Origin of the sequence: Allokutzneria oryzae, from assembly GCF_042429765.1 — a bacterium.
Taxonomy (GTDB): Bacteria; Actinomycetota; Actinomycetes; order Mycobacteriales; family Pseudonocardiaceae; genus Allokutzneria; species Allokutzneria oryzae.
The window spans coordinates 125927-145936 of record NZ_JBHLZU010000010.1; the positions used below are offsets into that span (position 1 = coordinate 125927).

The following is a 20010-nucleotide window of genomic DNA, read 5'->3' on the forward strand; positions in this document are numbered from 1 at the left end:
TAGGCGATCTTCGGCGGGTGGGGGAGGGGCAGGTGCCTCAGCGCCGCCCCGGCGTGATCAGCCCGACCCCGTGCCGCCGTGTGCGCTTGTAGGACTGGCTGGCGTGATCAGGATTTCGCGTTTTGTCACCTTCATGCTCGAAAGAGCGCTCTCATTTCGCGTTAAGGGTCCACAACGCGAAACGAGGGCAGGGGGATGAGGTGGTGCCCCCAAAGATCGTCCGGCCGCGGCCGTGAGGTTAGGCGATCTTCGGCGGGTGGGGGAGGGGCAGGTGCCTCAGCGCCGCCCCGGCGTGATCAGCCCGAGCTCGTAGGCGGTGGCGACGGCGGCGGCGCGGTCGTTCACGCCCAGCTTGGCGTAGACGTGCAGGAGGTGGGTCTTCACGGTCGCCTCGCTGATGAACAGCTTCGCCGCCGCGTCCCGGTTGGTCATCCCGCGCGCGATCAGGCCGAGCACCTCCAGCTCGCGCTGGCTCAGCGGTTCCTTGGCGGGGGAGCGGACCTGGCTGAGCAGCATCGTCGCGATCGCGGGGGCCAGCACGGCCTCGCCCCGCGCGGCGGCCTCGACGGCGCGGAACAGCTCCGTCTTCGGCGCGTCCTTCAACAGGTAACCGGTGGCGCCCGCCTCGATCGCGGGCAGCACGTCCCCGTCGGTGTCGTAGGTCGTCAGCACGAGGACCCGGGTCCGCAGCCGCCGCTCGGCGATCGCGCGGATCGCGGTCACCCCGTCGGTCCCCGGCATCCGGAGGTCCATCAGCGCCACGTCCGGCTCCAGGGCGGCGGCCAGCGTCACCGCCTCCGCGCCGTCCGCCGCCTCACCCACGACGTCGAACCGGGCGTCGCCGGTGAACATGCCGCGCAGTCCGTCGCGCACCACCGGGTGGTCGTCGACGATCAGCACTGTGATCGGGCTCAACGCTGGCCTCCGACGGGAATCGCCGGGACGGTCGCGGAGATCGCGGTCCCCGAGCCCGGCTCGGACTCGATGGCCAGCGTGCCGGAGAGCCCGCCGACCCGCTGCCGCATCGACGTCAACCCGAAGCCACCAGGACCCGAACTGTCCACTGTGGACGAGAATCCCACTCCGTCGTCGCGCACGTCCAGCGTCACCACGTCCTCCATGTACGACAACGTCATCCCCACCCGGCGGGCCCTGGCGTGCTTGCCCACGTTGGCCAGCGCCTCCTGCGCCGTCCGCAGCAGCGCCACCTCGACCTCGGCGTGCAGCGGCCGCGCCGTGCCGGTCGCGGTGAACTCGGCGGTGACGCCGTTGATCTCCGACCACTGTCTCACCACGGCGGCGAGCGCGTCGGGCAGCCTTGCCGACTCCAGCGCCTCCGGCCGCACCGCGTGCACCGACCGCCGCGCCTCGCGGAGGCTCTCCCGTGCCAGCGTCGCCGCGTTGTCCAGGTGGCGGCGCTGCTCCGCGGGCTCGCCCGCGGCCTGGTCAGCTGCCTGGAGCTGGGTGACGATCCCGGTGAGGCCCTGGGCGATCGTGTCGTGGATCTCCCTGGCCATCCGCTGGCGCTCCTCGGTCACCCCCGCCTCCCGCGCCTGCGCCAGCAGCTGGGCCTGCAACCCGGCGTTCTCCCGCATCGCGGCTTCGAGCTGTTCGTTGACCTCGGTCAGCTCGCGGATCACCTCCTGCCGCTTCTGGCTCTCCCCGCCCGCGGCCCACCCGGCGAACGCGAGCGGGACCGCGACGTTCACCAGCACGATGAACGGCGAGGCCTGCTGGAGCCCGCTCAGCCCGGTCTGCGCCGTGAGCCCGCCGACCGAGGCCACCCCGACCGCGAAGACCGCCCAGTGCGCGGGGAACAGCGCGTACGCGTAGGGGTAGCCGAGGGCGCCGAAGATCGAGAAGATCGGAGAGGCGGAGACCAGCGCGAAGATCGACGCGAGGAGCCCGCAGTAGAACACCGCGCCGAGCGCGGGCCTCCCGGCCAGCCAACCGGTGGTGTTCCGCCGGGGGGTGAAGTCCGGTCGGGTGCGCAGCAGCGTTCCGACCAGCAGCCACAGCGCGGCCACGCAGACCAGGGCGAGCACCACGGGCGCGCGGGTCTTCCCGTCGTCGACCAGCCCCCAGAGCAGGGTGGCCAAGGCGAGCACGGCGTACCCGATCACGACCAGCACGAGCTGGCCGTACCTCGCCCAGAACTGCGCCTTGCCCACCATGCTCCCTACTCCCAACGGAACAGCGCGGCCGCGACCGATCCCAGCACCACGGCGGTCCCGGCGAGCACCAGCGCGTGGAACGGCTGGAGACCGACGCCGGACCAAGTGTCGCGCAGCGCCTGCAACGCCGCCCCCAACGGTGTGAAGTCGCCGATCGTGGCGAGCCATGACGGCATCGTCTCCTTCGGTGTCCACACCCCGGCCAGGAACATGCTGGGGAAGAACACCACCATCCCGGACGCGGTCGCCGCCCGAGCGGTCGGGGCGATCGCGGCGATCACCAGGCCGACGGAGAACAGCGCCACGATGCTCAGCACGAGCGTCGCCGCGAACGCCGGAACGTTCGCGGGCAAGGGGATGTCGAGCGCGAGGTGGCCGACCCCGACCACCACCGACGTCGACACCAGCGCGGTTCCCGCCCCCACCAGGATCTGCGCGACCAGCACCATCACCGGGTGCGCGGGGGTCGCCCGCAACCTGCGCAGGATCCCCTTCTCCCGGTAGGTCGCCAGGTAGGTCGGCAGGGAGTTGAAGGACAGCGTGGCCAACGCGAGCGCCAGCGCGATCGACGCGACGAAGTACGCGGCCCTCAACCCGTCGGGATCGGGGCCGGGCGCCGCGCCATCGCGGAACTGGAGCCCGATCGCCAGCAACAGGAACACCGGCAGCACGAGGGCGAACAGCGGCGAGACCTTGTCCCGCAGGAACAACTTCGCCTCGGTCAGGGTGAGCTTGCCCAAGCCGTTCACTTGTCTCCTCCGGTCAGCGTCACGTACGCCTCGTCGAGCGTCGGCTGGTCCAGCCGCAGGTCCGCCACGAGCACGTGCTCCCTGGCGAGCAGCCCGGTCACCTCGTCGGCGAACCCGCCGGCCCCGGTCACCACGACCTGCGAGCCCGCCCGGACGACCTCGCGCACCCCCGGTAGCCGCGCGAGGGCGTTCTCGTCGAACTCGGCAACCGGCCGGAACCGCAGCCGCCGCTCGGAGAGCGTGCTGTCGACCAGCCCCGCCGGGGTGTCCAGCGCGACCACCCGCCCCTTGTCGAAGATCGCGACGCGGTCGCACAGCCACTCCACCTCGTCCATGAAGTGGCTGACCAGCACGACCGTCACCCCCGTCGCGCGCATCTCGGAGATCAGGTTCCAGGTGGCCCGCCGCGCCTGCGGGTCGAGCCCGGTGGTCAGCTCGTCCAGGAACGCGATCTTCGGGTTGCCGACCAGGGCGAGCGCGATGAACAGCCGCTGCTTCTGGCCGCCGGAGAGCGCGGAGAACCTGGTGTTCCGCTTGTCCGCCAAGCCCCACTGCTCCAACAGCTCCCGCCAGTCGCGCGGGTTCCGGTAGAAGGAGGCGTAGAGGTCCAGCGCCTCCCACACCTTCATCAGCTCGGGCAGCTGTGCTTGCTGCAACTGGACCCCGACGGCCTCGCGCAGTTCGCGTTCGTCCTCTGTGGGGTCGAGCCCGAGCACCCTGATCGTGCCGGAATCGGGGCGCCGCAAGCCTTCCACGCACTCGACCGCGGTCGTCTTGCCCGCGCCGTTGGGGCCGAGGATGCCGAAGATCTCGCCTTCCTCGACGGAGAAGGAGACATCGCGCAGTGCCACGTGCTCGCCGTAGCGCTTCCCGAGGCCGCTCACTTCGATGATGGACATGTGAACAGCATCTTCCGCTGCTGAGCTCGGCGAATCGACCGCGCGGCCCCGGTGCGGGAGGGCTGTGGTGGAGCGCGAATCCACCGTTCGGTTGATGCTCAGCGGGCCAGTGCTGTGCGCAGCGCGGCTTCGAGGTCGCCCTCCCCGCGCCAGGCCACGAACCCGTCCGGACGCACGAGCACGGCTCCGTCCCGGCGCACCCCGTACCTGGCGGGGTCCTCCTGGACGTGGTGGATGACAAGGTCGATCCCTAGCTTCCCCGCGACGTCGGCCGCCTTCTCGTCCCAAGTGGACGATGCGGTCAGCAGGACGAAGCTCCGACCGAAGATGTCCACAGTGGACTCGCTGTACGGGACGCGGGAGCCAGGGCGGCCGGTCGGTTCCGCGGGGTGCTCGAACAGGGCTCCGTCGTCGTCGGCCTCGCGCACGATCGCGCCGGTGGGGCAGCGGTAGCCGAGGATCGTCAGTGCGGGGTCGATCAGCTCGGCCTCGCTGCCGTCGGCGAGCTGCGGGCTGTTGCGCTGGACCATGTTGGCGTACTGCTGTTCGACGAGGATCTCCGAGTACGGTCGCCGCTCGCTGTCGTGACTGTCCAGAAGCCCTTGCCCCGCTTGGCCTTTGACCACCATGGCCAATTTCCACGCGAGGTGGAACCCGTCCATGATCGCGCTGTTGCCGCCCATCGCGCCGTGTGGCGGCATGGTGCGCACCGCGTCGCCGATCAGGTGCACGCGTCCGGAGCTGAACCGGTCGGCGACGAGCGCCGAGACGGTCGTGTGGCTGTTCTGCTCGACCAGCTTCGGCTCCAGGTCCGGCAGCCCGGTGGCGATCCGGATCAGTTCGGTCCACCGCTGCTCGTCGACCTCGTCCACCTGGCCGACGCCGATGGCGAAGCGGTTGCGGTGGTCGGTGCTCGTGAGCGCCCCGCCGCTGCCGGGGAGCTCCGGGTTCTGGAGGTAGAACACCACGTTCCGGCCGTCGAAGCCCTCGCCGAGGTCCGCTTCGAACACCGCGTTGACGCTCTCGCTGAGCACGCCGCGCCCGTGCCTGCCGATGCCGAGCCACTCGCGGATCGGGCTGCGGTGGCCGTCCGCGCCGACCACGTAGTCGGCGCGGACTTCGCGGGTGGCTCCGGCGGGCAGTTCGCGCAGCACCGCCGTGACGCCTTCGGAGTCCTGCGCCAGTGACTCGACCTTCGTCGAGAAGCGCACCTCCGCGCCCAGCTCTCGCGCCCTGCGCAGCAGGATGACCTCGGCCTTCTCCTGGCTGGCGTTGGCCCACGCGTTGCGGCTGAACGCGCTGAAGTCCGGGGACCCGCCCGCGAGGATCGTGGTGAACACCGGCCCCGAGGTGCTGGCCGCGATCTTGATCGTGAAGCCGCTGTCGGCGGGCTGCGCGGCGAGGAAGTCCTCGTCGACACCCGCGATCCGCAGCGCCTGCATCGTGTGGGGGAACTGCCCGCGCGCCTTCGGGTGCTGTGCGGTGCTCGGGTGCTTGTCCACCACCAGCGCCGGAACGCCGTGCAGGCCGAGGAAGGTGGCCGCGGACAGTCCGGCGAGGCCCGCGCCGACGACCAGGACGGGAACGTGCTCCGGGTTCATCTGACCCCCGTTGTCGTAAGATGATCCTACGTGTCGGATATCTCGATCTATCGGATATCTCGATGGATCGAAGTATTGGAGCCGGGAGGTGCCGATGTCAAGTGGTGCGTCGTCGTCGCGTGCTGAGCTGCTGGCCGAGATGGAGGGGGTCATGCGGGACAACGCGTCCCGGGGACTGCTCATGCACCAGGCGATAGCCGACCGCTTCGGGCTCGGGCCGACCGACATCAAGTGCCTGGACCTGGCCCGCGACGAGGAGAACCTGACCGCGGGCCGCCTTGCCGAGATCACCGGGCTGAGCACCTCCGCGGTCACCGCGCTGCTGGACCGGCTGGAGAAGGCCGACTTCATCGAGCGCCGCCGCGACCCCAGTGACCGCAGACGGGTGTTCGTGGTGTCCACCGGCCGCCGTGAGGCCGAGACCGCGCGCGCGTTCGCGCCGTTGCGGGAGCTGATGCTGCGCGGGCTGGAGGGCCGCACCGACGACGAGCTCCGGCTCATCCGCGACTTCATGGGCGGCATCACCGAGGGCGTGACCGAGATCGTGCGGCTCTACCGCGCCGAGTCCGCCGGCAAGGGGTCGTAGAACTCGGCTGGCAGGCCGGGAGCGGTCAGCATCACACTGGCCGGGTCAGGCGGTGGGCGGGCTTAGCAGTACGCTTGTCCCGCTTGCACCGTCGCGAGAGGAGCGCTTGGCCGTATGAGCAAGATCAAGGTTCATGGCACCGTCGTCGAGCTCGACGGCGACGAGATGACTCGGATCATCTGGCAGTTCATCAAGGACAAGCTGATCCACCCGTACCTCGATGTGAACCTGGACTACTACGACCTGGGCATGGAGCACCGGGACGCCACGGACGACCAGGTCACCATCGACTCGGCGAACGCCATCAAGCGCCACGGCGTCGGCGTCAAGTGCGCCACCATCACGCCGGACGAGGCGCGGGTCGAGGAGTTCGGCCTGAAGAAGATGTGGCGCAGCCCGAACGGGACGATCCGCAACATCCTCGGTGGTGTCGTCTTCCGTGAGCCGATCATCATCTCCAACATCCCCCGGCTGGTCCCCGGCTGGACGCAGCCGATCATCATCGGCCGCCACGCCCACGGCGACCAGTACAAGGCGACCGACTTCAAGGTCCCCGGCCCCGGCACGCTGACCGTGACCTTCAAGCCCGAGGACGGCTCGGAGCCGATGGAGTTCGAGGTCGCCCGGTACCCGGAGGGCGGCGGTGTCGCCCTGTCGATGTACAACTTCCGCAAGTCCATCGAGGACTTCGCGCGGGCGTCGCTCAGCTACGGCCTGCAGCGCAACTACCCGGTCTACATGTCGACCAAGAACACGATCCTCAAGGCCTACGACGGCATGTTCAAGGACGTGTTCCAGGAGATCTTCGACGCCGAGTTCAAGGCGGACTTCGACGCCAAGGGCCTGACCTACGAGCACCGCCTCATCGACGACATGGTCGCCGCGGCCATGAAGTGGGAGGGCGGCTACGTCTGGGCGTGCAAGAACTACGACGGTGACGTGCAGTCCGACACCGTGGCCCAGGGCTTCGGCTCGCTCGGCCTGATGACCTCCGTGCTGATGACCCCGGACGGCAAGACCGTCGAGGCCGAGGCGGCGCACGGCACGGTCACCCGGCACTACCGCCAGCACCAGGCGGGCAAGCCGACCTCGACCAACCCGATCGCGTCCATCTACGCCTGGACCCGGGGCCTCGCCCACCGCGGCAAGCTGGACAACACCCCCGAGGTCATCGGCTTCGCCAACGCGCTGGAGCGGGTCGTCATCGAGACCGTCGAGAGCGGCAAGATGACCAAGGACCTGGCCCTGCTGATCAGCAAGGACCAGCCGTGGCAGACCACCGAGGAGTTCCTGGCCTCGCTGGACGAGAACCTGCAGAAGAAGATGGCCTGATCTTCTTCCCGCTCGCGCCGAGGGCCGCTCCCGTCCGGGGGCGGCCCTCACGCGTTGTGTCCCCGCTGCCCCCAACGGGTGGAGCCGCCCGCTTCGCGGGGTGCACTTCCCATCCAGGTCTTCGCAGCTCAAGCGGGTAGGCGCTATACCAGGACCAGGCTTCGGCCCGATCTTGGAGGGACCGTGTTCCTGTTCCTACGCCCCATCCTGCTCATCGGCGCGGCCGTCGTGGGCTTCATCGTGCTGTCCAACATGGGCGCGGCACCGCAGCCACCCGAGCTCACCGGGGGCGCCCAGCGCTGCGACTTCAAGGTCACCGCCGACCTGCTCAACATCCGCACCGGCCCGAGCACCCAGTACCCGGTGGTCGCCAAGCTCCGCCGCGACGCGCTCACCCCCGGTTCCGGCGAGCTCGACAACGGCTTCCGCAAGCTCGGCAACGAACGCTGGGCGGCCGACCAGTTCCTCACCGCGGACAAGCTCAACACCTGCCGCTGACCGGGGTCGCCGTGCCAGGCTGAGCCCATGTTCCCGTCGGTCTTCGATGCCACGACCATGGCGACCTACGTCGCGGCCTGCTTCGCGCTCGTCCTCGTCCCGGGGCCGGCGCAGGCCCTGGTCCTGGTCCGCACCGCGAACGGCGGCAGGCGCGCGGGCGTCACGACCACGCTCGGCCTGAGCATCGGCACCCTCGTGCACACCGCCGCGGCGGCCGTCGGCCTCTCCGCGCTGCTCGCGGGCTCGGCGGTGGCGTTCTCGGTGCTGAAGTACCTCGGCGCGGCCTACCTGGTCTACCTCGCCTACCGTGCGTGGCACGAAGGCTCCCGCCCCGTCGCGGAGCTCGACTCGTCGGGCGTCCCGGCGCGCAAGGTGTTCACCAGCGCGGTGCTGACCGGTGTGCTGAACCCGAAGACCGCCCTGTTCTTCCTCGCCTTCCTCCCGCAGTTCGTGCACCCCGAGCGCGGCTGGGTGGTGCTCCAGTTCCTGGTGCTCGGCCTGGTGCTCGCGGTCGTCGGCGTGCTGACGGACTGCGTGCTCGCGGTGGCGGCGGGCGCGCTGACCACCCGGCTCAACCGCAACCGCCGCTTCCACCTGTGGCGCCAGCGGGTCACCGCCACGGTTTTCCTCGCACTCGGCGTCCGCCTCGCCCTGACCGAGCAGTCGTAGCCGCGTCGCGGCCGATCATGTCGGGGGTCGGGGTTAGGCTCGCGCCGTGCTGACCGTGTCCACCGTGAACGTCAACGGCGTGCGCGCCGCCGCCAAGAAGGGCTTCGTCGAGTGGTTGGCGACGACCCCGGCCGAAGTGGTGTGCCTCCAGGAGACCAGGGCCGAGCCCGGGCAGATGCCCGCCGAGGTGCGCGAGCCGGAGGGCTGGCACGTCGTGCACGCCCACAGCGACCAGAAGGGGCGCAACGGCGTCTCCATCCTCACCAGGCAGCAGCCGGAGGCGGTGCGGATCGGCTTCGGCGCCAAGGAGTTCGAGCACAGCGGCCGCTACGTCGAGGTCGACCTGCCCGGCCTGACCGCGGCCAGTCTCTACCTGCCCAGCGGTGACGTGGGCACGCCGCGCCAGGAGGAGAAGGAGCGCTTCATGGACGCGTTCCTGCCCTACCTGGTGAAGCGGAGGAAGGCCGCGAAGCGGCAGGGGCGCGAGGTCGTCGTGTCCGGGGACTGGAACATCGCCCACCGCGAGATCGACCTGAAGAACTGGAAGAGCAACCAGAAGGAGTCCGGCTTCCTGCCGGAGGAGCGCGCGTGGATGGACCGCGTGTTCGACGACGCCGGATACGTCGACGTCTTCCGCAGGGTGCACCCGGAGGGACCAGGGCCGTACTCGTGGTGGTCCTACCGGGGCAAGGCTTTCGACAACGACTCCGGCTGGCGCATCGACTACCAGATCTCCACCCCCGGACTGGCCGAGTGCGTGAAGGAGGCGCGGGTCGAGCGCGCGGAGACCTACGACGCCCGCTGGTCCGACCACGCACCGGTGACGATCACTTACGATTTCGCCTAGTCGCTGAGCGGATTTCCGCGGTGATCCTGGAACGCGTCGTGTCGGCCCGGGGGGCTTTTCAAGAACGTCGACCCAGAAAAGCCACCCGGGCCGGAAGTCACGCGAGATCGCCGCCGCGTCTCACCAGTACTTGATCTCCACGCCCGGCGCGCCGAGGCGCAGACCTTGCCGTTCGGGAACAAGGCCGAGCTGGTGGTCCAGGTGTACGAGGTCCCCTCGCCGCCCCTCCTGGGAGCGGAGCGGTAAGAGCTTCCCCGCGTGTCCAGGATGAAGACCCAGTCGGACGCAGTGCCCGGCACCGCGAGACCTGCGGCCAGAACCGCTGCCAGAGCCGTTGCCGCGGTCTGCGGGCGCAGGCGGAAGCTGCTCGTCGTTTCGCGAATTTCCCAGTTTCCGCAGAACGTGCGGGCAATGCCGCGGAAACGCTAGCAGCGACCGTCTCGGCAATCTGGCGGTGAATGCGGGTTCCGCGCTGGTGTCACCTTTTCAGGGGTCGACCTCCAGGCGGCGCAGGATGTGGCCGTAGCCGACGTGCCGGTCCAGCGGCCGCGCGATCACGCACACCCCGGTGGCCACGTCGAGCCGCACGGTGAAGCGCTTGGCGGGTTTGTGCGGTGGCTGCTGCACGTGACCGCGCGCGCCGTCCAGCAGCGGGCAGCACGGGCACAACGGGTCGTAGTCGTCGGTCGGCTGGACCACCGCGTCCAGCATCTCCCGGCCGCCCGAGCTGATCATCGCCAGGCGCTTGAACCGTAACGGCCCCGGCAGCGTCTCCGGCTCCTCACCGGGCCACGACCAGCCGAAACCGTCGGCCAGCTCACGGGGCGCCAACAGTGACGGACCGTGGTAGCTGTCCCACATCGGCACGCCGAGCCGGGGTTCGAGCAGGTCCTCGCCCGGCTCGCGGGCCACCCACTCGCCGTCGGCCCAGTCCTCCACCCGCACCGAGCCCTCGCGCGTCAGGTCGATGCGCTGGCGGCGGTCGCGGAGGTCGTCGCGGAACACGTCGAGCTCGAAGCGCAGGCGCGACCAGCCGCGGGGCGTCTCCCTGGCCAGCCGGCGGAAAAGTGCGGTCTCCGTCACATTCTGCAGACTCTGCCCCAGTGGGCCTCGTTGATCGGGGATGACGCACCGGAAACAGCCGAAGTGGTGATCATCGCAAGGAATCGGCGTTCCCACGGGGCGAAACCGCCGGAGCGCGAACCTAGGCTGGGAAGGTGAGCGAAATTCAGCAGCCCGCGCCCTCCGACGCGGCGATGCGGCGAGCACTGCGCCGGGCGCGGGACGGCGCCACCCTCGACGTCACCGAAGCGACCGTGCTGCTCGCGGCCCGCGGCGACCACCTCGACGAGCTGCTGGCCGCCGCGGCCACCGTCCGGGACGCCCACCTCGCCGCCGAGGGGCGCGATGGCGTGATCACCTACAGCCGCAAGGTGTTCATCCCGCTCACCCGGTTGTGCCGCGACCGCTGCCACTACTGCACCTTCGCCACCGTTCCGCACCGCGTTCCCGCCGCCTTCCTCGAACGCGACGAGGTGCTCGCCATCGCCCGCGAGGGCGCGGCGGCCGGGTGCAAGGAGGCGCTGTTCACCCTCGGCGACCGGCCGGAGGAGCGGTGGCCGCAGGCCCGCGAGTGGCTGGACGCCCGCGGCTATTCGTCCACTGTGGACTATCTGCGCTCGGTCGCCGTCGCGGTGCTGGAGGAGACCGGCCTGCTGCCGCACCTCAACCCCGGAGTGCTGAGCTGGGAGGAGTTCCAGCGCCTCAAGCCCGTCTCGCCGAGCATGGGCATGATGCTGGAGACCACCGCGACGCGGCTGTGGAGCGAGCCGGGCGGTCCGCACTACGGCAGCCCCGACAAGGAACCCGCCGTCCGGCTCCAGGTGCTCACCGACGCCGGACGCGTCGGAGTTCCTTTCACCACGGGCATTCTGATCGGCATCGGCGAGAACCTCACCGAGCGGGCCGAGTCGCTGCTGGCGATCAGGCAGAGCGCGCGGCAGTACGGCCACGTCCAGGAAGTCATCGTGCAGAACTTCCGCGCCAAGCCGGACACGGCGATGCGCGGCATGCCCGACGCGGACCTGCGCGAGCTGGCCGCGACCGTGGCCGTCGCGCGGCTCCTGCTCGGCTCCGGCGTCAGCGTCCAGGCCCCGCCGAACCTCATCGGCGATGAGCACGAACTGTTGCTGCGCGCGGGGATCGACGACTGGGGCGGGGTCTCGCCGATCACCCCGGACCACGTCAACCCGGAGCGCCCGTGGCCGCACATCGACGCACTCGCCGCGCGCACCGCCGCCTCCGGGTTCGAGCTCCGCGAGCGGCTCACGGTCTATCCGCGCTACGTCCGCGCCGGGGCGCCGTGGATCGACCTCCGCGTCGCCGGGCACGTCGCCGCGCTCGCCGAGCCGGACGGCCTCGCGCGGGCGGACGCGATCCCGGTCGGCAGCACGTGGCAGGAGCCCGACGGCGGCCTGGAATCCAGTGGCCGCACCGACCTGCACGCCAGCATCGACACCGAGGGCCGCACCGAGGACCGCCGGGCCGACTTCGACAACGTCTACGGCGACTGGGACGAACTGCGTTCCGCGCTGCCCGCGATCAGCGCGCCGGAGCGGCTCGACGACGACGTGCGCGCCGGGCTCAGGCTCGCAGAGTTCGATCCGGCAGCGTTGCTCGACGAGGCCAACTCCGTTGCGGCGCTTGCGTTGTTCAACGCCGACGGCGCGGCGCTGGAAGAGCTGGCCAAGCTCGCCGACCAGCTGCGCGCGAGTGTCGTCGGCGACGACGTCACCTACGTGGTGAACCGGAACATCAACTTCTCCAACGTCTGCTACGTCGGCTGCCGGTTCTGCGCCTTCGCCCAGCGCGAGCGCGACGCCGACGCCTACCGGCTCTCCGCCGAGGAGGTCGCCGACCGCGCGCAGGAGGCGCACGAGGCGGGCGCGACCGAGGTCTGCATCCAGGGCGGCATCGACCCCAGGCTCCCGGTGACCGGCTACGCGGACCTGGTGCGCGCCATCAAGTCCCGGGTGCCCGCCATGCACGTGCACGCCTTCAGCCCCATGGAGATCGTCAGCGGCGCGTCCAAGGCGGGCGTGAGCGTGGCGGAGTGGCTGACCGAGCTGCGCGACGCCGGGTTGGACACGATTCCCGGTACCGCGGCGGAGATCCTCGACGACGAGGTGCGCTGGGTCCTCACCAAGGGCAAGCTCCCCGCCAAGACGTGGATCGAGGTCGTCAGCACGGCGCACCGGCTCGGCATCCGCTCCAGCTCCACGATGATGTACGGCCACGTCGACCACCCGGGGCACTGGCTCGGACACCTGCGCACGCTGGCCAGGATCCAGGACGAGACGGGTGGCTTCACCGAGTTCGTGCCGCTGCCCTTCGTGCACCGCAGCGCGCCGATCTACCTCGCCGGGCTCGCCCGGCCGGGGCCGACCCTGCGGGACAACCGCGCCGTGCACGCCATGGCCCGGCTCGCCCTGCACGGCCGCATCCACAACATCCAGTGCTCGTGGGTGAAGCTCGGGGACGACGGGACCGCGCACATGCTCCGCGGCGGTGCCAACGACCTGGGCGGCACGCTGATGGAGGAGACCATCAGCAGGATGGCCGGCTCCGAGCACGGTTCGGCCCGCACCATCGAGCAGTTGGAGCGGATCGCGACCTCGGTCGGGCGCAGGGCGCGGCAGCGTACCACCACCTACCACCCTTCATGATCGAAATGGGGGTAACGCGCGCTCAAACCGTGACCGCTACGCTCGGCCGCCGTTACCAACGCGTTGCCCCACCCCCCTCCTCACGGGATGGCGCGTTGGGTAGTTTCTCGGCCGTGTCCGTGGTTTCCCCCACAAGGCGGGGGAACCTCCGTCAAGGAGGCACTTGAGTTGCGCAGCCGGATCGCTCGACGTGCAGCGCGTTTGCTGACCGTGCCCACCGCCGTGCTCGTCGGGGTCCTCACCGCGGGCACGGCGTCCGCCCAGGGGGAGCAGGTGACCCTGGCCGCCCCGACCCTGTCCGCGAGCCTGGTGCCGATCACCGCCGTCTCGCTGGGGATCGGTGGCCTGCTGCTGGGGATCATCCGCCGCAGGAAGAACGTGGCCACGGTCGACCCGGCCAACGAGCGCCGCGAGCCGGAGATGGTGGGATCGGGCGCTCGGCGCTGAACTGGGCTCTGCGAGAATCCACCCGTGGCAAGCCCGACGCAGACCCAGGACCAGGCCGCTCGCCGGCCGAGGGTGCTCTCCGGCATCCAGCCGACCGCCGACTCGTTCCACCTCGGCAACTACCTGGGCGCGTTGCGGCAGTGGGTCGCCATGCAGGACACCCACGAGGCGTTCTACGCCGTGGTCGACCTGCACGCGATCACCGTCGAGCAGGACCCCAAGCAGCTGCGCCAGCGCACCAGGGTCTCCGCGGCCCAGTTGCTGGCGCTGGGCATCGACCCCGACCGGTCGACGCTGTTCGTGCAGAGCCACGTGCCCGAGCACGCGCAGCTCGGCTGGGTGATGCAGTGCCTGGCCGGGTTCGGCGAGGCCAGCAGGATGACCCAGTTCAAGGACAAGTCCGCCCGGCAGGCCGTGGACCGGGTCAGCGTCGGCCTGTTCACCTACCCGATCCTGCAGGCCGCGGACATCCTGGTGTACCGGGCGAACGAGGTTCCGGTCGGTGAGGACCAGCGGCAGCACCTGGAGCTGACGAGGGACCTGGCGCAGCGGTTCAACTCCCGCTACGGCAAGACCTTCGTGCTGCCGCAGCCCTACATCGTCAAGGACACCGCGAAGATCTACGACCTGCAGGACCCGACGTCGAAGATGAGCAAGTCGGTGCCCGCTGGCGTGGTCGAGCTGCTCGACGAGCCCAAGGTCAGCGCGAAGAAGATCCGCTCCGCCGTGACCGACCTTGAGCGCGAGGTCCGCTACGACACCGAGAAGAAGGCCGGGATCAGCAACCTCCTGGTGATCTACTCGGCGCTGACCGGGCGCGGTGTCCCCGACCTGGAGCGGGACTACGAGGGCAAGGGCTACGGCGACCTGAAGAAGGACCTCGCCGAGGTGGTCACCGACTTCGTCACCCCGGTGCGCGAGAAGGTGCGGTCCTACCTCGACGATCCGGCGGAGCTGGACAAGATCCTGCTGCAGGGTGCCGAGCGGGCCCGCGAGGTCGCGTCCAGGACCCTGGAAGCGGTCTACAAGCGGGTCGGGTTCCTCGCGCCCGCGGGCTGAGCCGAACGGGCCACCGTTGTCCGGCGGCCTCCCCGTGATCGGGGTAGCGTCCGGTCGTGGCGGAGGTTGAAGACCAGGCGAAGCTCTCGTGGTTCGAACGCAAGCGGAAACAGCACCGCTGGTTCGACCACCTCGTGCGCTCCGGCGGTCGCTACGTGGACAACTACGGCGACCACTACGCGGCGGCGATCACGTACTTCTCGATCCTGGCGCTGGTGCCGATCCTGATGGTCGCCTTCTCCATCGCCGGAGTCGTGCTCGAAGGCAACGCCGAGCTGCTCAACGCGCTGAAGAACGAGATCGCCGCGTTGGTGCCCGGTGGCGCGAGCGAGTCGGTGGACCACATCCTCACGACGGTGCTCGCGGGGCGCCAGACGATCGGTTACATCGGTTTCGTCGTCGCCCTCTACTCCGGCTACAGCTGGATGGTCAGCCTTCGTGACGCCCTGACCGCGCAGTGGGGCACCGGCCGGCCGGAGCTGCCCTTCTTCCGCACGATCCTGATGGACTTCCTGGCGCTGATCAGCCTGGGCGCCGCGTTGGCGATCTCCTTCGGCCTCACCGTCGCGGGCAGCGGAATGGCGGAGACGATCCTCGGCTGGGTGGGCCTGGCCGACCAGGGCTGGGCACAGGCCCTGATCCGCGTGCTGAGCATCGTGCTGTCGTTCGCCGCGAACTGGCTGGTGTTCCTGTGGGTGCTGGCCAAGCTGCCGCGCAAACCGGTCACGTGGCGCAGTGCCATGCGCGGCGCGATCTTCGGCGCGGTCGGTTTCGAGCTCCTCAAGCAGGTCGGGACGATCTACCTCGGCCAGGTCACCAAGTCCCCGGCCGGAGCGGTCTTCGGCTCCGTCCTCGGTCTGTTCATCTTCGTGAACCTGGTGGCGCGCCTGCTGGTCTTCTCGGCGGCGTGGACGGCGACCTCGCGGGACAACGTGATCCCACCGGCCGTCGCGCCGCCGCCCCCCGCGGTCATCCGACCGACCGTGGAGGTGCACGACGGCCCGAGCCCGAAGACGGCGGCGGGCCTGGTCGGCGCGGGCGCGGTGGTCGGGCTCGCGCTGGGGAGGCTGCTCAGACCCCGGCGAACAAGCCGGTGAGCTCTCCAGAGAGCCGTGTGGCGTCCACGGGCGCGACGGTGAGGTAGTCACCCCTGCGGAGGGCGAGATAGCGGCCAGAGGCGTTCTCGTGGAACCCGACCACGTGCCCCGCCCGCTCACGACTCCCCTGTGACGTGCGCCACGTCGCCGCGAACTGCCCCCGTCGGGTGATGCCCTCGCACATAGACACCAGGACCCGCGCGTCGCTGAGAGACAGCCCGTCCCGCGCCAACGCCTCGGCGATGTCGCTGCCCCGGTGCTTCTGCCCGGCGGCGGCGAAGCTCGCGACGGGCACGTTCACCGAGACCCCGCGCCCGGCGGGGACATCGGGCAGCACAGACACGATCCGGCCCGCCAGGTCGGTCGACGGCAGCGAGCGCAGTGTGCAGCCGCCCTGTGCCAGCACCGCAAGCACCGCTGAGTCCCCATCGGCGCTGAGCAGCACCCGGACCTCACCGTCGAGCCACGCCCGCAACTCGAACGAACGCCGCCCCGTCGCGGGTGTTCGCAGCTGATCCTGCACAACGGCGGTCGGTACACCCCGTTCGGCGAGACCGTCCCAGGTCCGCCGCACGATGTGCGCGCGCTCGGCATGGGTCGCGCCGGGCGAGGGCACATCGAGGACGAGTGGCGGCTCGCCGAGGTCCACCGACTCCCACAGCACGTCGAGCTCCACCTCGGACAGCCAGACGTCCACGGTCAGTCCTCACCGATGACCGGCGGCGCGACGAGCCGGTCATCGTCGAAGAGATCGCTGCCGGGCACCCAGTACTTCCGCTGGTGCTCGGAGTCCTCCGCCCGCTGAGCACCGTTGGCAGGCTGAAGAAACCCTTGCTGCCCAGGCGTTCCAGCCGCACGCGCCGCCACCCCGCCGACAGCGCCGGGCGGCACGGCACCAGGCGCTCCGACCCCGCCCCGCCCCGCGTTGCCACCGCCATGCGCGTCATTGGGTGTCGGGGACACGAGGCCACCCCCACCGCCGAAGGAGCCTGCTCCGCCACCGGAGAAGCCAGTCCCGCCCGACCCCCGTTCCGGATCCGGGCTCCACACCAGCTCGCTGCGCTCCGGTGGCGTGACCGGTCCAGGCTGAGGAGACGGTATCGGCGCCGGAATCGGCTTGCCCTCAACGAAATCGCCCGGCTTCGCCTCAGGCCGCCGTTGCCCGTCACCCCCACCGTCCCGGCCGCTCCCATCGCCAGCTCCACCGCCGACCGAGCCGCCTTGTCCGCCGCTGGTGGAACCACCGCCGGGACGGCGATCCCGGACCCGCGGCGGAACGGGCGGCCCTGGCGGCGGAGCAGGAGGCGGAGGCACCTCGGTGTTGAGCACGATCTTCGGAACAGGCTGCAGCACAGGCATGCTGGCCACCCGCTGCCGCGTGTAGCTGGTGTGCTGCTCCATGACCTCCTGAGCCCGCCGCTCCGCATTCCGCGCCGAGGCCTCCCGCACCTGCCAGTCCACCGTCTGCTTGAGCACGTCACCGATCGAAAACCCGGTCGGCCGCGTGGGGGCCGGCCCAGCCTTCTCCACCGGAGGCACGGCCTTGCGCGCCCAGTCCGAAGTCCCCGCCTGCCCCATGGTGCTGTTGCGGGAGCTGTCACTGGTGAGCGCCAGCCCATCGGTGTACTGCCGCAACGCCTGCATCCCGGCGGTAGCCCGCGCGGCGGCCGGGCCCTGCCAGACGGCTCCCGCCGCCTCCAGCGTCTTGGCCACAGCCTTCACCGAAGCGACCAGTCGCTTGTTGATGTCTTCCAGAACCTGCTCGGCTTCGGCACTCGCCTTCGCGCCCGGGCCGGCATGTGCCCAGTCCCAGATCTGCTGATGCGAGACGCCCTTCCAGCGCATGTCGAGGTTCACGGCGTTCCCTTCGGAGTCACTTGCGTGCGCTCAACGTCCTTATTGCCATTTCCGCGATCGTTTGCGATTGTGTGCAGAAGGGTTCCGGGTTTTCGCTCCGTGCGCCGGTGGCGGAGTTGGTCAAGATGTCGAGATGTTGTCCGTCCGCAACGTCCACAATTATCTGGCAGTTGTCTTTGAAAGTCTTGCCCGTCAACTTCAGCGCGGGGAAGTCCTCGATTGTCGTCCTGAGATTGGAGGCAATGTCTCCTTGGCGCTCCGGTGAGAGCCAGACACTCGCATCTTCGCTGGTGGAAACCGTGATCAGAGTTCCGTAGTTGGGTGCGGAGCCGAACTGGTTCGCCACATCACATTGCGACTCTCCGGTCCGGTTGTTCGCTACCGGTGAACGCTTCAGGCTGTACCCGAGCTGCCGCAGCTGGTCATCGGTGAGCACTTGGCACGCGTCGACACCGGCGAGTGGAATATCCCGTGGTCGTGGCGGAAGCGCTCTTGATGGACGCGTGGTGGTGGGTTCGCCGGTTGTGATGCTTGATTCCCCCTGGACCACAGCGCCACCGCACGCTGTCACCGAGGCGAGCAGGGCAACACAAACAAGTATTTCCCGGCAGCGGGTCACTGTAACAGTCCTCGTTCCATCAGGGCGGCGTTGGTTTCTTCGGTCACCTTGTAGTGCTTTGCCGCCGACATGAGAGCGTCGTAGTGGGCCTCGTACTCGGTGTGAAGCGTCATCAAGACGTTGATCAGCGACAACGGACTGTCGGCAAGGTGTTCGTTGAACCGCTTGGCGGCCTCGGCGCTCACCGGGTCACCGAGCCACGGCGTGCCGATGCGCAGAAGGCGGAATGCCCGCCTCAGCTGCGTGCCGAGCAAGTTGGCCTGCTCGGCGAAGGTGGCCGCCAAGAGCGGGATCATGCTCGGATCCACGTCGATCGTGAGCGTCCCGCCATCGCCAGAAGGTGGTTGGCGGCGTCCTGCGTCGTCCCCCTCGTGCACTGCGACCATCTTCGGCTCCCCCCGGATGCGGACCACAGCACATCGATGCTATCGGGCGACTATTTGCCAGGGGCGCAAAATTGGGTGAAGACAGAGAAGTGCCCGACCGATCACGCGGATCGGTCGGGCACCGGGAGAAGAATCAGCGAGCGGCCATTGCCCGCGCGCGCTTCGCCTTTTTCTTGCGGAGGTACAGCAGCAGGCCCATCAGGCCCAGGACTCCGGCGACCACGGTGAGCGGGCCGCCGACGTTGCCGAAGGCCGTGGGGGCCGCGCTCGGGTCGAGGCCGTCACCGGCCGCGCCGTCCGGCTTGGCCTGGCCGGTGGTCTGGACGCCGTTCTCGCCAGGGGCGCGCTCGACGAGCTGGCCGACCGGCTTCACGTCCGGCTTCATCGCGAAGCCGTAGTCGAGCAGGCGCGCACCCTGCTGCCACGCCTCGACCGGCTGCTTGGGGGTGAACAGCACGACGGTGACCAGGCGACGGCCGTTCTTGCTGGCCGCGCCGACGTAGGTGTGCTTGGCGTCGTCGGTGAAACCCGTCTTGCCGCCGAGGGCGCCCGCGTAGTTCGCCAGCAGCTTGTTGTCGTTGAAGACGTCCACGTCGGGCTTGCCGTTCTGGCCGGGGATGACCATCTGGCGGGTCTTCACGGCTTCGGCGAAGTCGGGGTTGCGCATGGCCGCGCGGTAGATCAGGGCGAGGTCGTAGGCCGAGGTGCTCATGCCGGGACCGTCGAGGCCGTTGGGCGTCGCCGCCCTGGTGTCCAGCGCGCCGAGGCTGCGGGCGAGACTGTTCATCTTCTTCAGCCCCTCCTCGACCCCGCCCTGGCCGCCGGTGGTCCTGGCGAGCGCGTAGGCCGCGTCGTTGCCGGACTTCATCAGCATGGCGCGGACGAGCTGGCGGACGGTGTACTTGCCGCCAGTCACCAGGGGCACGCACGTGCACTCGCGGCCGGTGTCCTCTTTGGTGGCGGTGATGGTCGTTTCCGGGCTCAGCTCCTGGAGCGCCGTCAGCGCCGTCAGCACCTTGATGGTGGAGGCGGGGCGGTGTCTGCCGTGCGGGTCGTGTGCGGCGAGCACGGCGCCGGTGTCCAGGTCGGCGACGATCCACGAGGCCGCCGCGATCTGCTTCGGCAGGGCGGCGGCCTTGTCGGGGAGCACGTCACCGCACTCCGACAGGCGCGGTCCGCCGACCGGCCGTTCCGGGACCGGCAGGGGAGCCGGGGCGGACTTGCCCGGCGGGGGTTGCTCGGAGGTGTCCACCGGCGGCGCGGGAACGCTGCGGTAGGCGCACGAGTTGGACGGGGGCGACTGCGCGAGGGCTGGCGTTGCCTGCTGCCGAGCCACGGCGGTGGCCGCCGAGGCAGGGGCTGCGGTCAGCAGCGCGCAGACGGAAACCACCAGCACCGCAACGGGGCGATGAGCGGTGAGACGCACGCAGGCAGGCTAGTCACCTCGTCTCGGCCGCGATAATCG

The 20010-nt window shown here is 69.9% G+C and carries 20 protein-coding genes; 9 read left to right on the top strand and 11 right to left on the bottom strand.

All coding sequences use genetic code 11. The annotated features are described in order from the left end of the window. Positions 1-276 precede the first annotated feature (276 nt). From ACFFQA_RS11905 to ACFFQA_RS11925, 5 genes are all read right to left on the bottom strand, one after another. Positions 277-915: a response regulator gene (locus ACFFQA_RS11905; protein WP_377851839.1), complete on the bottom strand. Its 639-nt coding sequence runs from the start codon at positions 913-915 to the stop codon at positions 277-279. Beyond that, on the bottom strand, positions 912-2174 hold the full coding sequence (locus ACFFQA_RS11910; RefSeq protein ID WP_377851840.1) for a sensor histidine kinase: 1263 nt from the start codon (positions 2172-2174) through the stop codon (positions 912-914). The genes ACFFQA_RS11905 and ACFFQA_RS11910 overlap by 4 nt, the downstream gene beginning before the upstream one ends. A 5-nt stretch (positions 2175-2179) precedes the next feature. Beyond that, positions 2180-2923 (bottom strand): ABC transporter permease, encoded by a 744-nt coding sequence (locus ACFFQA_RS11915; protein WP_377851841.1) that lies wholly within the window; start codon positions 2921-2923, stop codon positions 2180-2182. Further along, a complete protein-coding gene (locus ACFFQA_RS11920; protein ID WP_377851842.1) occupies positions 2920-3822 on the bottom strand; it encodes an ABC transporter ATP-binding protein in 903 nt (300 codons plus the stop codon). The genes ACFFQA_RS11915 and ACFFQA_RS11920 overlap by 4 nt, the downstream gene beginning before the upstream one ends. Before the next feature lie 98 nt (positions 3823-3920). Beyond that, positions 3921-5423, bottom strand: coding sequence for an FAD-dependent monooxygenase (locus tag ACFFQA_RS11925; RefSeq protein ID WP_377851843.1), 1503 nt, complete (start codon positions 5421-5423; stop codon positions 3921-3923). A 94-nt stretch (positions 5424-5517) separates the two neighbouring features. Here ACFFQA_RS11925 and ACFFQA_RS11930 point away from each other — a divergent pair, with 94 nt between their 5' ends. The 5 genes from ACFFQA_RS11930 to ACFFQA_RS11950 all read left to right on the top strand — a co-directional run bounded on the left by ACFFQA_RS11930 (position 5518) and on the right by ACFFQA_RS11950 (position 9355). Next, the gene (locus ACFFQA_RS11930; RefSeq protein WP_377851844.1) at positions 5518-6009 is read left to right on the top strand and encodes a MarR family winged helix-turn-helix transcriptional regulator; all 492 of its coding nucleotides are present in this window, start codon (positions 5518-5520) and stop codon (positions 6007-6009) included. A 114-nt stretch (positions 6010-6123) separates the two neighbouring features. Continuing rightward, positions 6124-7341, top strand: a complete 1218-nt coding sequence (locus tag ACFFQA_RS11935) for an NADP-dependent isocitrate dehydrogenase (RefSeq protein ID WP_377851845.1) — start codon at positions 6124-6126, stop codon at positions 7339-7341. A 183-nt stretch (positions 7342-7524) separates the two neighbouring features. Continuing rightward, the gene (locus ACFFQA_RS11940) at positions 7525-7839 is read left to right on the top strand and encodes an SH3 domain-containing protein (RefSeq protein ID WP_377851847.1); all 315 of its coding nucleotides are present in this window, start codon (positions 7525-7527) and stop codon (positions 7837-7839) included. 27 nt (positions 7840-7866) lie between these two features. Continuing rightward, positions 7867-8508 (top strand): LysE family translocator, encoded by a 642-nt coding sequence (locus ACFFQA_RS11945; protein ID WP_377851849.1) that lies wholly within the window; start codon positions 7867-7869, stop codon positions 8506-8508. Between the two features lie 46 nt (positions 8509-8554). Then, complete coding sequence (locus ACFFQA_RS11950; RefSeq protein ID WP_377851850.1) at positions 8555-9355, top strand: exodeoxyribonuclease III; 801 nt, start codon at positions 8555-8557, stop codon at positions 9353-9355. 486 nt (positions 9356-9841) lie between these two features. Here the strand turns inward: ACFFQA_RS11950 and ACFFQA_RS11955 are convergent, their stop codons facing one another. Further along, the gene (locus ACFFQA_RS11955) at positions 9842-10438 is read right to left on the bottom strand and encodes a hypothetical protein (protein WP_377851851.1); all 597 of its coding nucleotides are present in this window, start codon (positions 10436-10438) and stop codon (positions 9842-9844) included. 134 nt (positions 10439-10572) lie between these two features. Here ACFFQA_RS11955 and ACFFQA_RS11960 point away from each other — a divergent pair, with 134 nt between their 5' ends. The 4 genes from ACFFQA_RS11960 (at position 10573) to ACFFQA_RS11975 (ending at position 15683) form a co-directional block, all read left to right on the top strand. Next, complete coding sequence (locus ACFFQA_RS11960; protein ID WP_377851852.1) at positions 10573-13080, top strand: bifunctional FO biosynthesis protein CofGH; 2508 nt, start codon at positions 10573-10575, stop codon at positions 13078-13080. 168 nt (positions 13081-13248) lie between these two features. Continuing rightward, positions 13249-13527 (top strand): hypothetical protein, encoded by a 279-nt coding sequence (locus ACFFQA_RS11965; RefSeq protein WP_377851853.1) that lies wholly within the window; start codon positions 13249-13251, stop codon positions 13525-13527. A 24-nt stretch (positions 13528-13551) separates the two neighbouring features. Further along, the gene (gene trpS / locus ACFFQA_RS11970) at positions 13552-14586 is read left to right on the top strand and encodes a tryptophan--tRNA ligase (RefSeq protein ID WP_377851854.1); all 1035 of its coding nucleotides are present in this window, start codon (positions 13552-13554) and stop codon (positions 14584-14586) included. A 56-nt stretch (positions 14587-14642) separates the two neighbouring features. Further along, positions 14643-15683, top strand: a complete 1041-nt coding sequence (locus tag ACFFQA_RS11975) for a YhjD/YihY/BrkB family envelope integrity protein (protein ID WP_377851855.1) — start codon at positions 14643-14645, stop codon at positions 15681-15683. On the opposite strand, the gene ACFFQA_RS11980 is transcribed toward ACFFQA_RS11975, so the two are convergent. The 5 genes from ACFFQA_RS11980 to ACFFQA_RS12000 form a co-directional block, all read right to left on the bottom strand. Next, positions 15658-16380, bottom strand: coding sequence for an ESX secretion-associated protein EspG (locus ACFFQA_RS11980; RefSeq protein WP_377851856.1), 723 nt, complete (start codon positions 16378-16380; stop codon positions 15658-15660). The two genes, ACFFQA_RS11975 and ACFFQA_RS11980, sit on opposite strands and share 26 nt — an antisense overlap. A 2-nt stretch (positions 16381-16382) precedes the next feature. Beyond that, positions 16383-17540, bottom strand: a complete 1158-nt coding sequence (locus tag ACFFQA_RS11985) for a hypothetical protein (RefSeq protein WP_377851857.1) — start codon at positions 17538-17540, stop codon at positions 16383-16385. A gap of 16 nt (positions 17541-17556) precedes the next feature. Then, the gene (locus ACFFQA_RS11990) at positions 17557-18159 is read right to left on the bottom strand and encodes a DUF3558 domain-containing protein (RefSeq protein ID WP_377851858.1); all 603 of its coding nucleotides are present in this window, start codon (positions 18157-18159) and stop codon (positions 17557-17559) included. After that, entirely contained in the window at positions 18156-18545 is a 390-nt protein-coding gene (locus tag ACFFQA_RS11995) for a hypothetical protein (RefSeq protein WP_377851859.1), read from the bottom strand. Before ACFFQA_RS11995 ends, ACFFQA_RS11990 begins: the two co-directional genes overlap by 4 nt. 133 nt (positions 18546-18678) lie before the next feature. After that, the gene (locus ACFFQA_RS12000; protein ID WP_377851860.1) at positions 18679-19971 is read right to left on the bottom strand and encodes a D-alanyl-D-alanine carboxypeptidase family protein; all 1293 of its coding nucleotides are present in this window, start codon (positions 19969-19971) and stop codon (positions 18679-18681) included. Between the last annotated feature and the right edge of the window lie 39 nt (positions 19972-20010).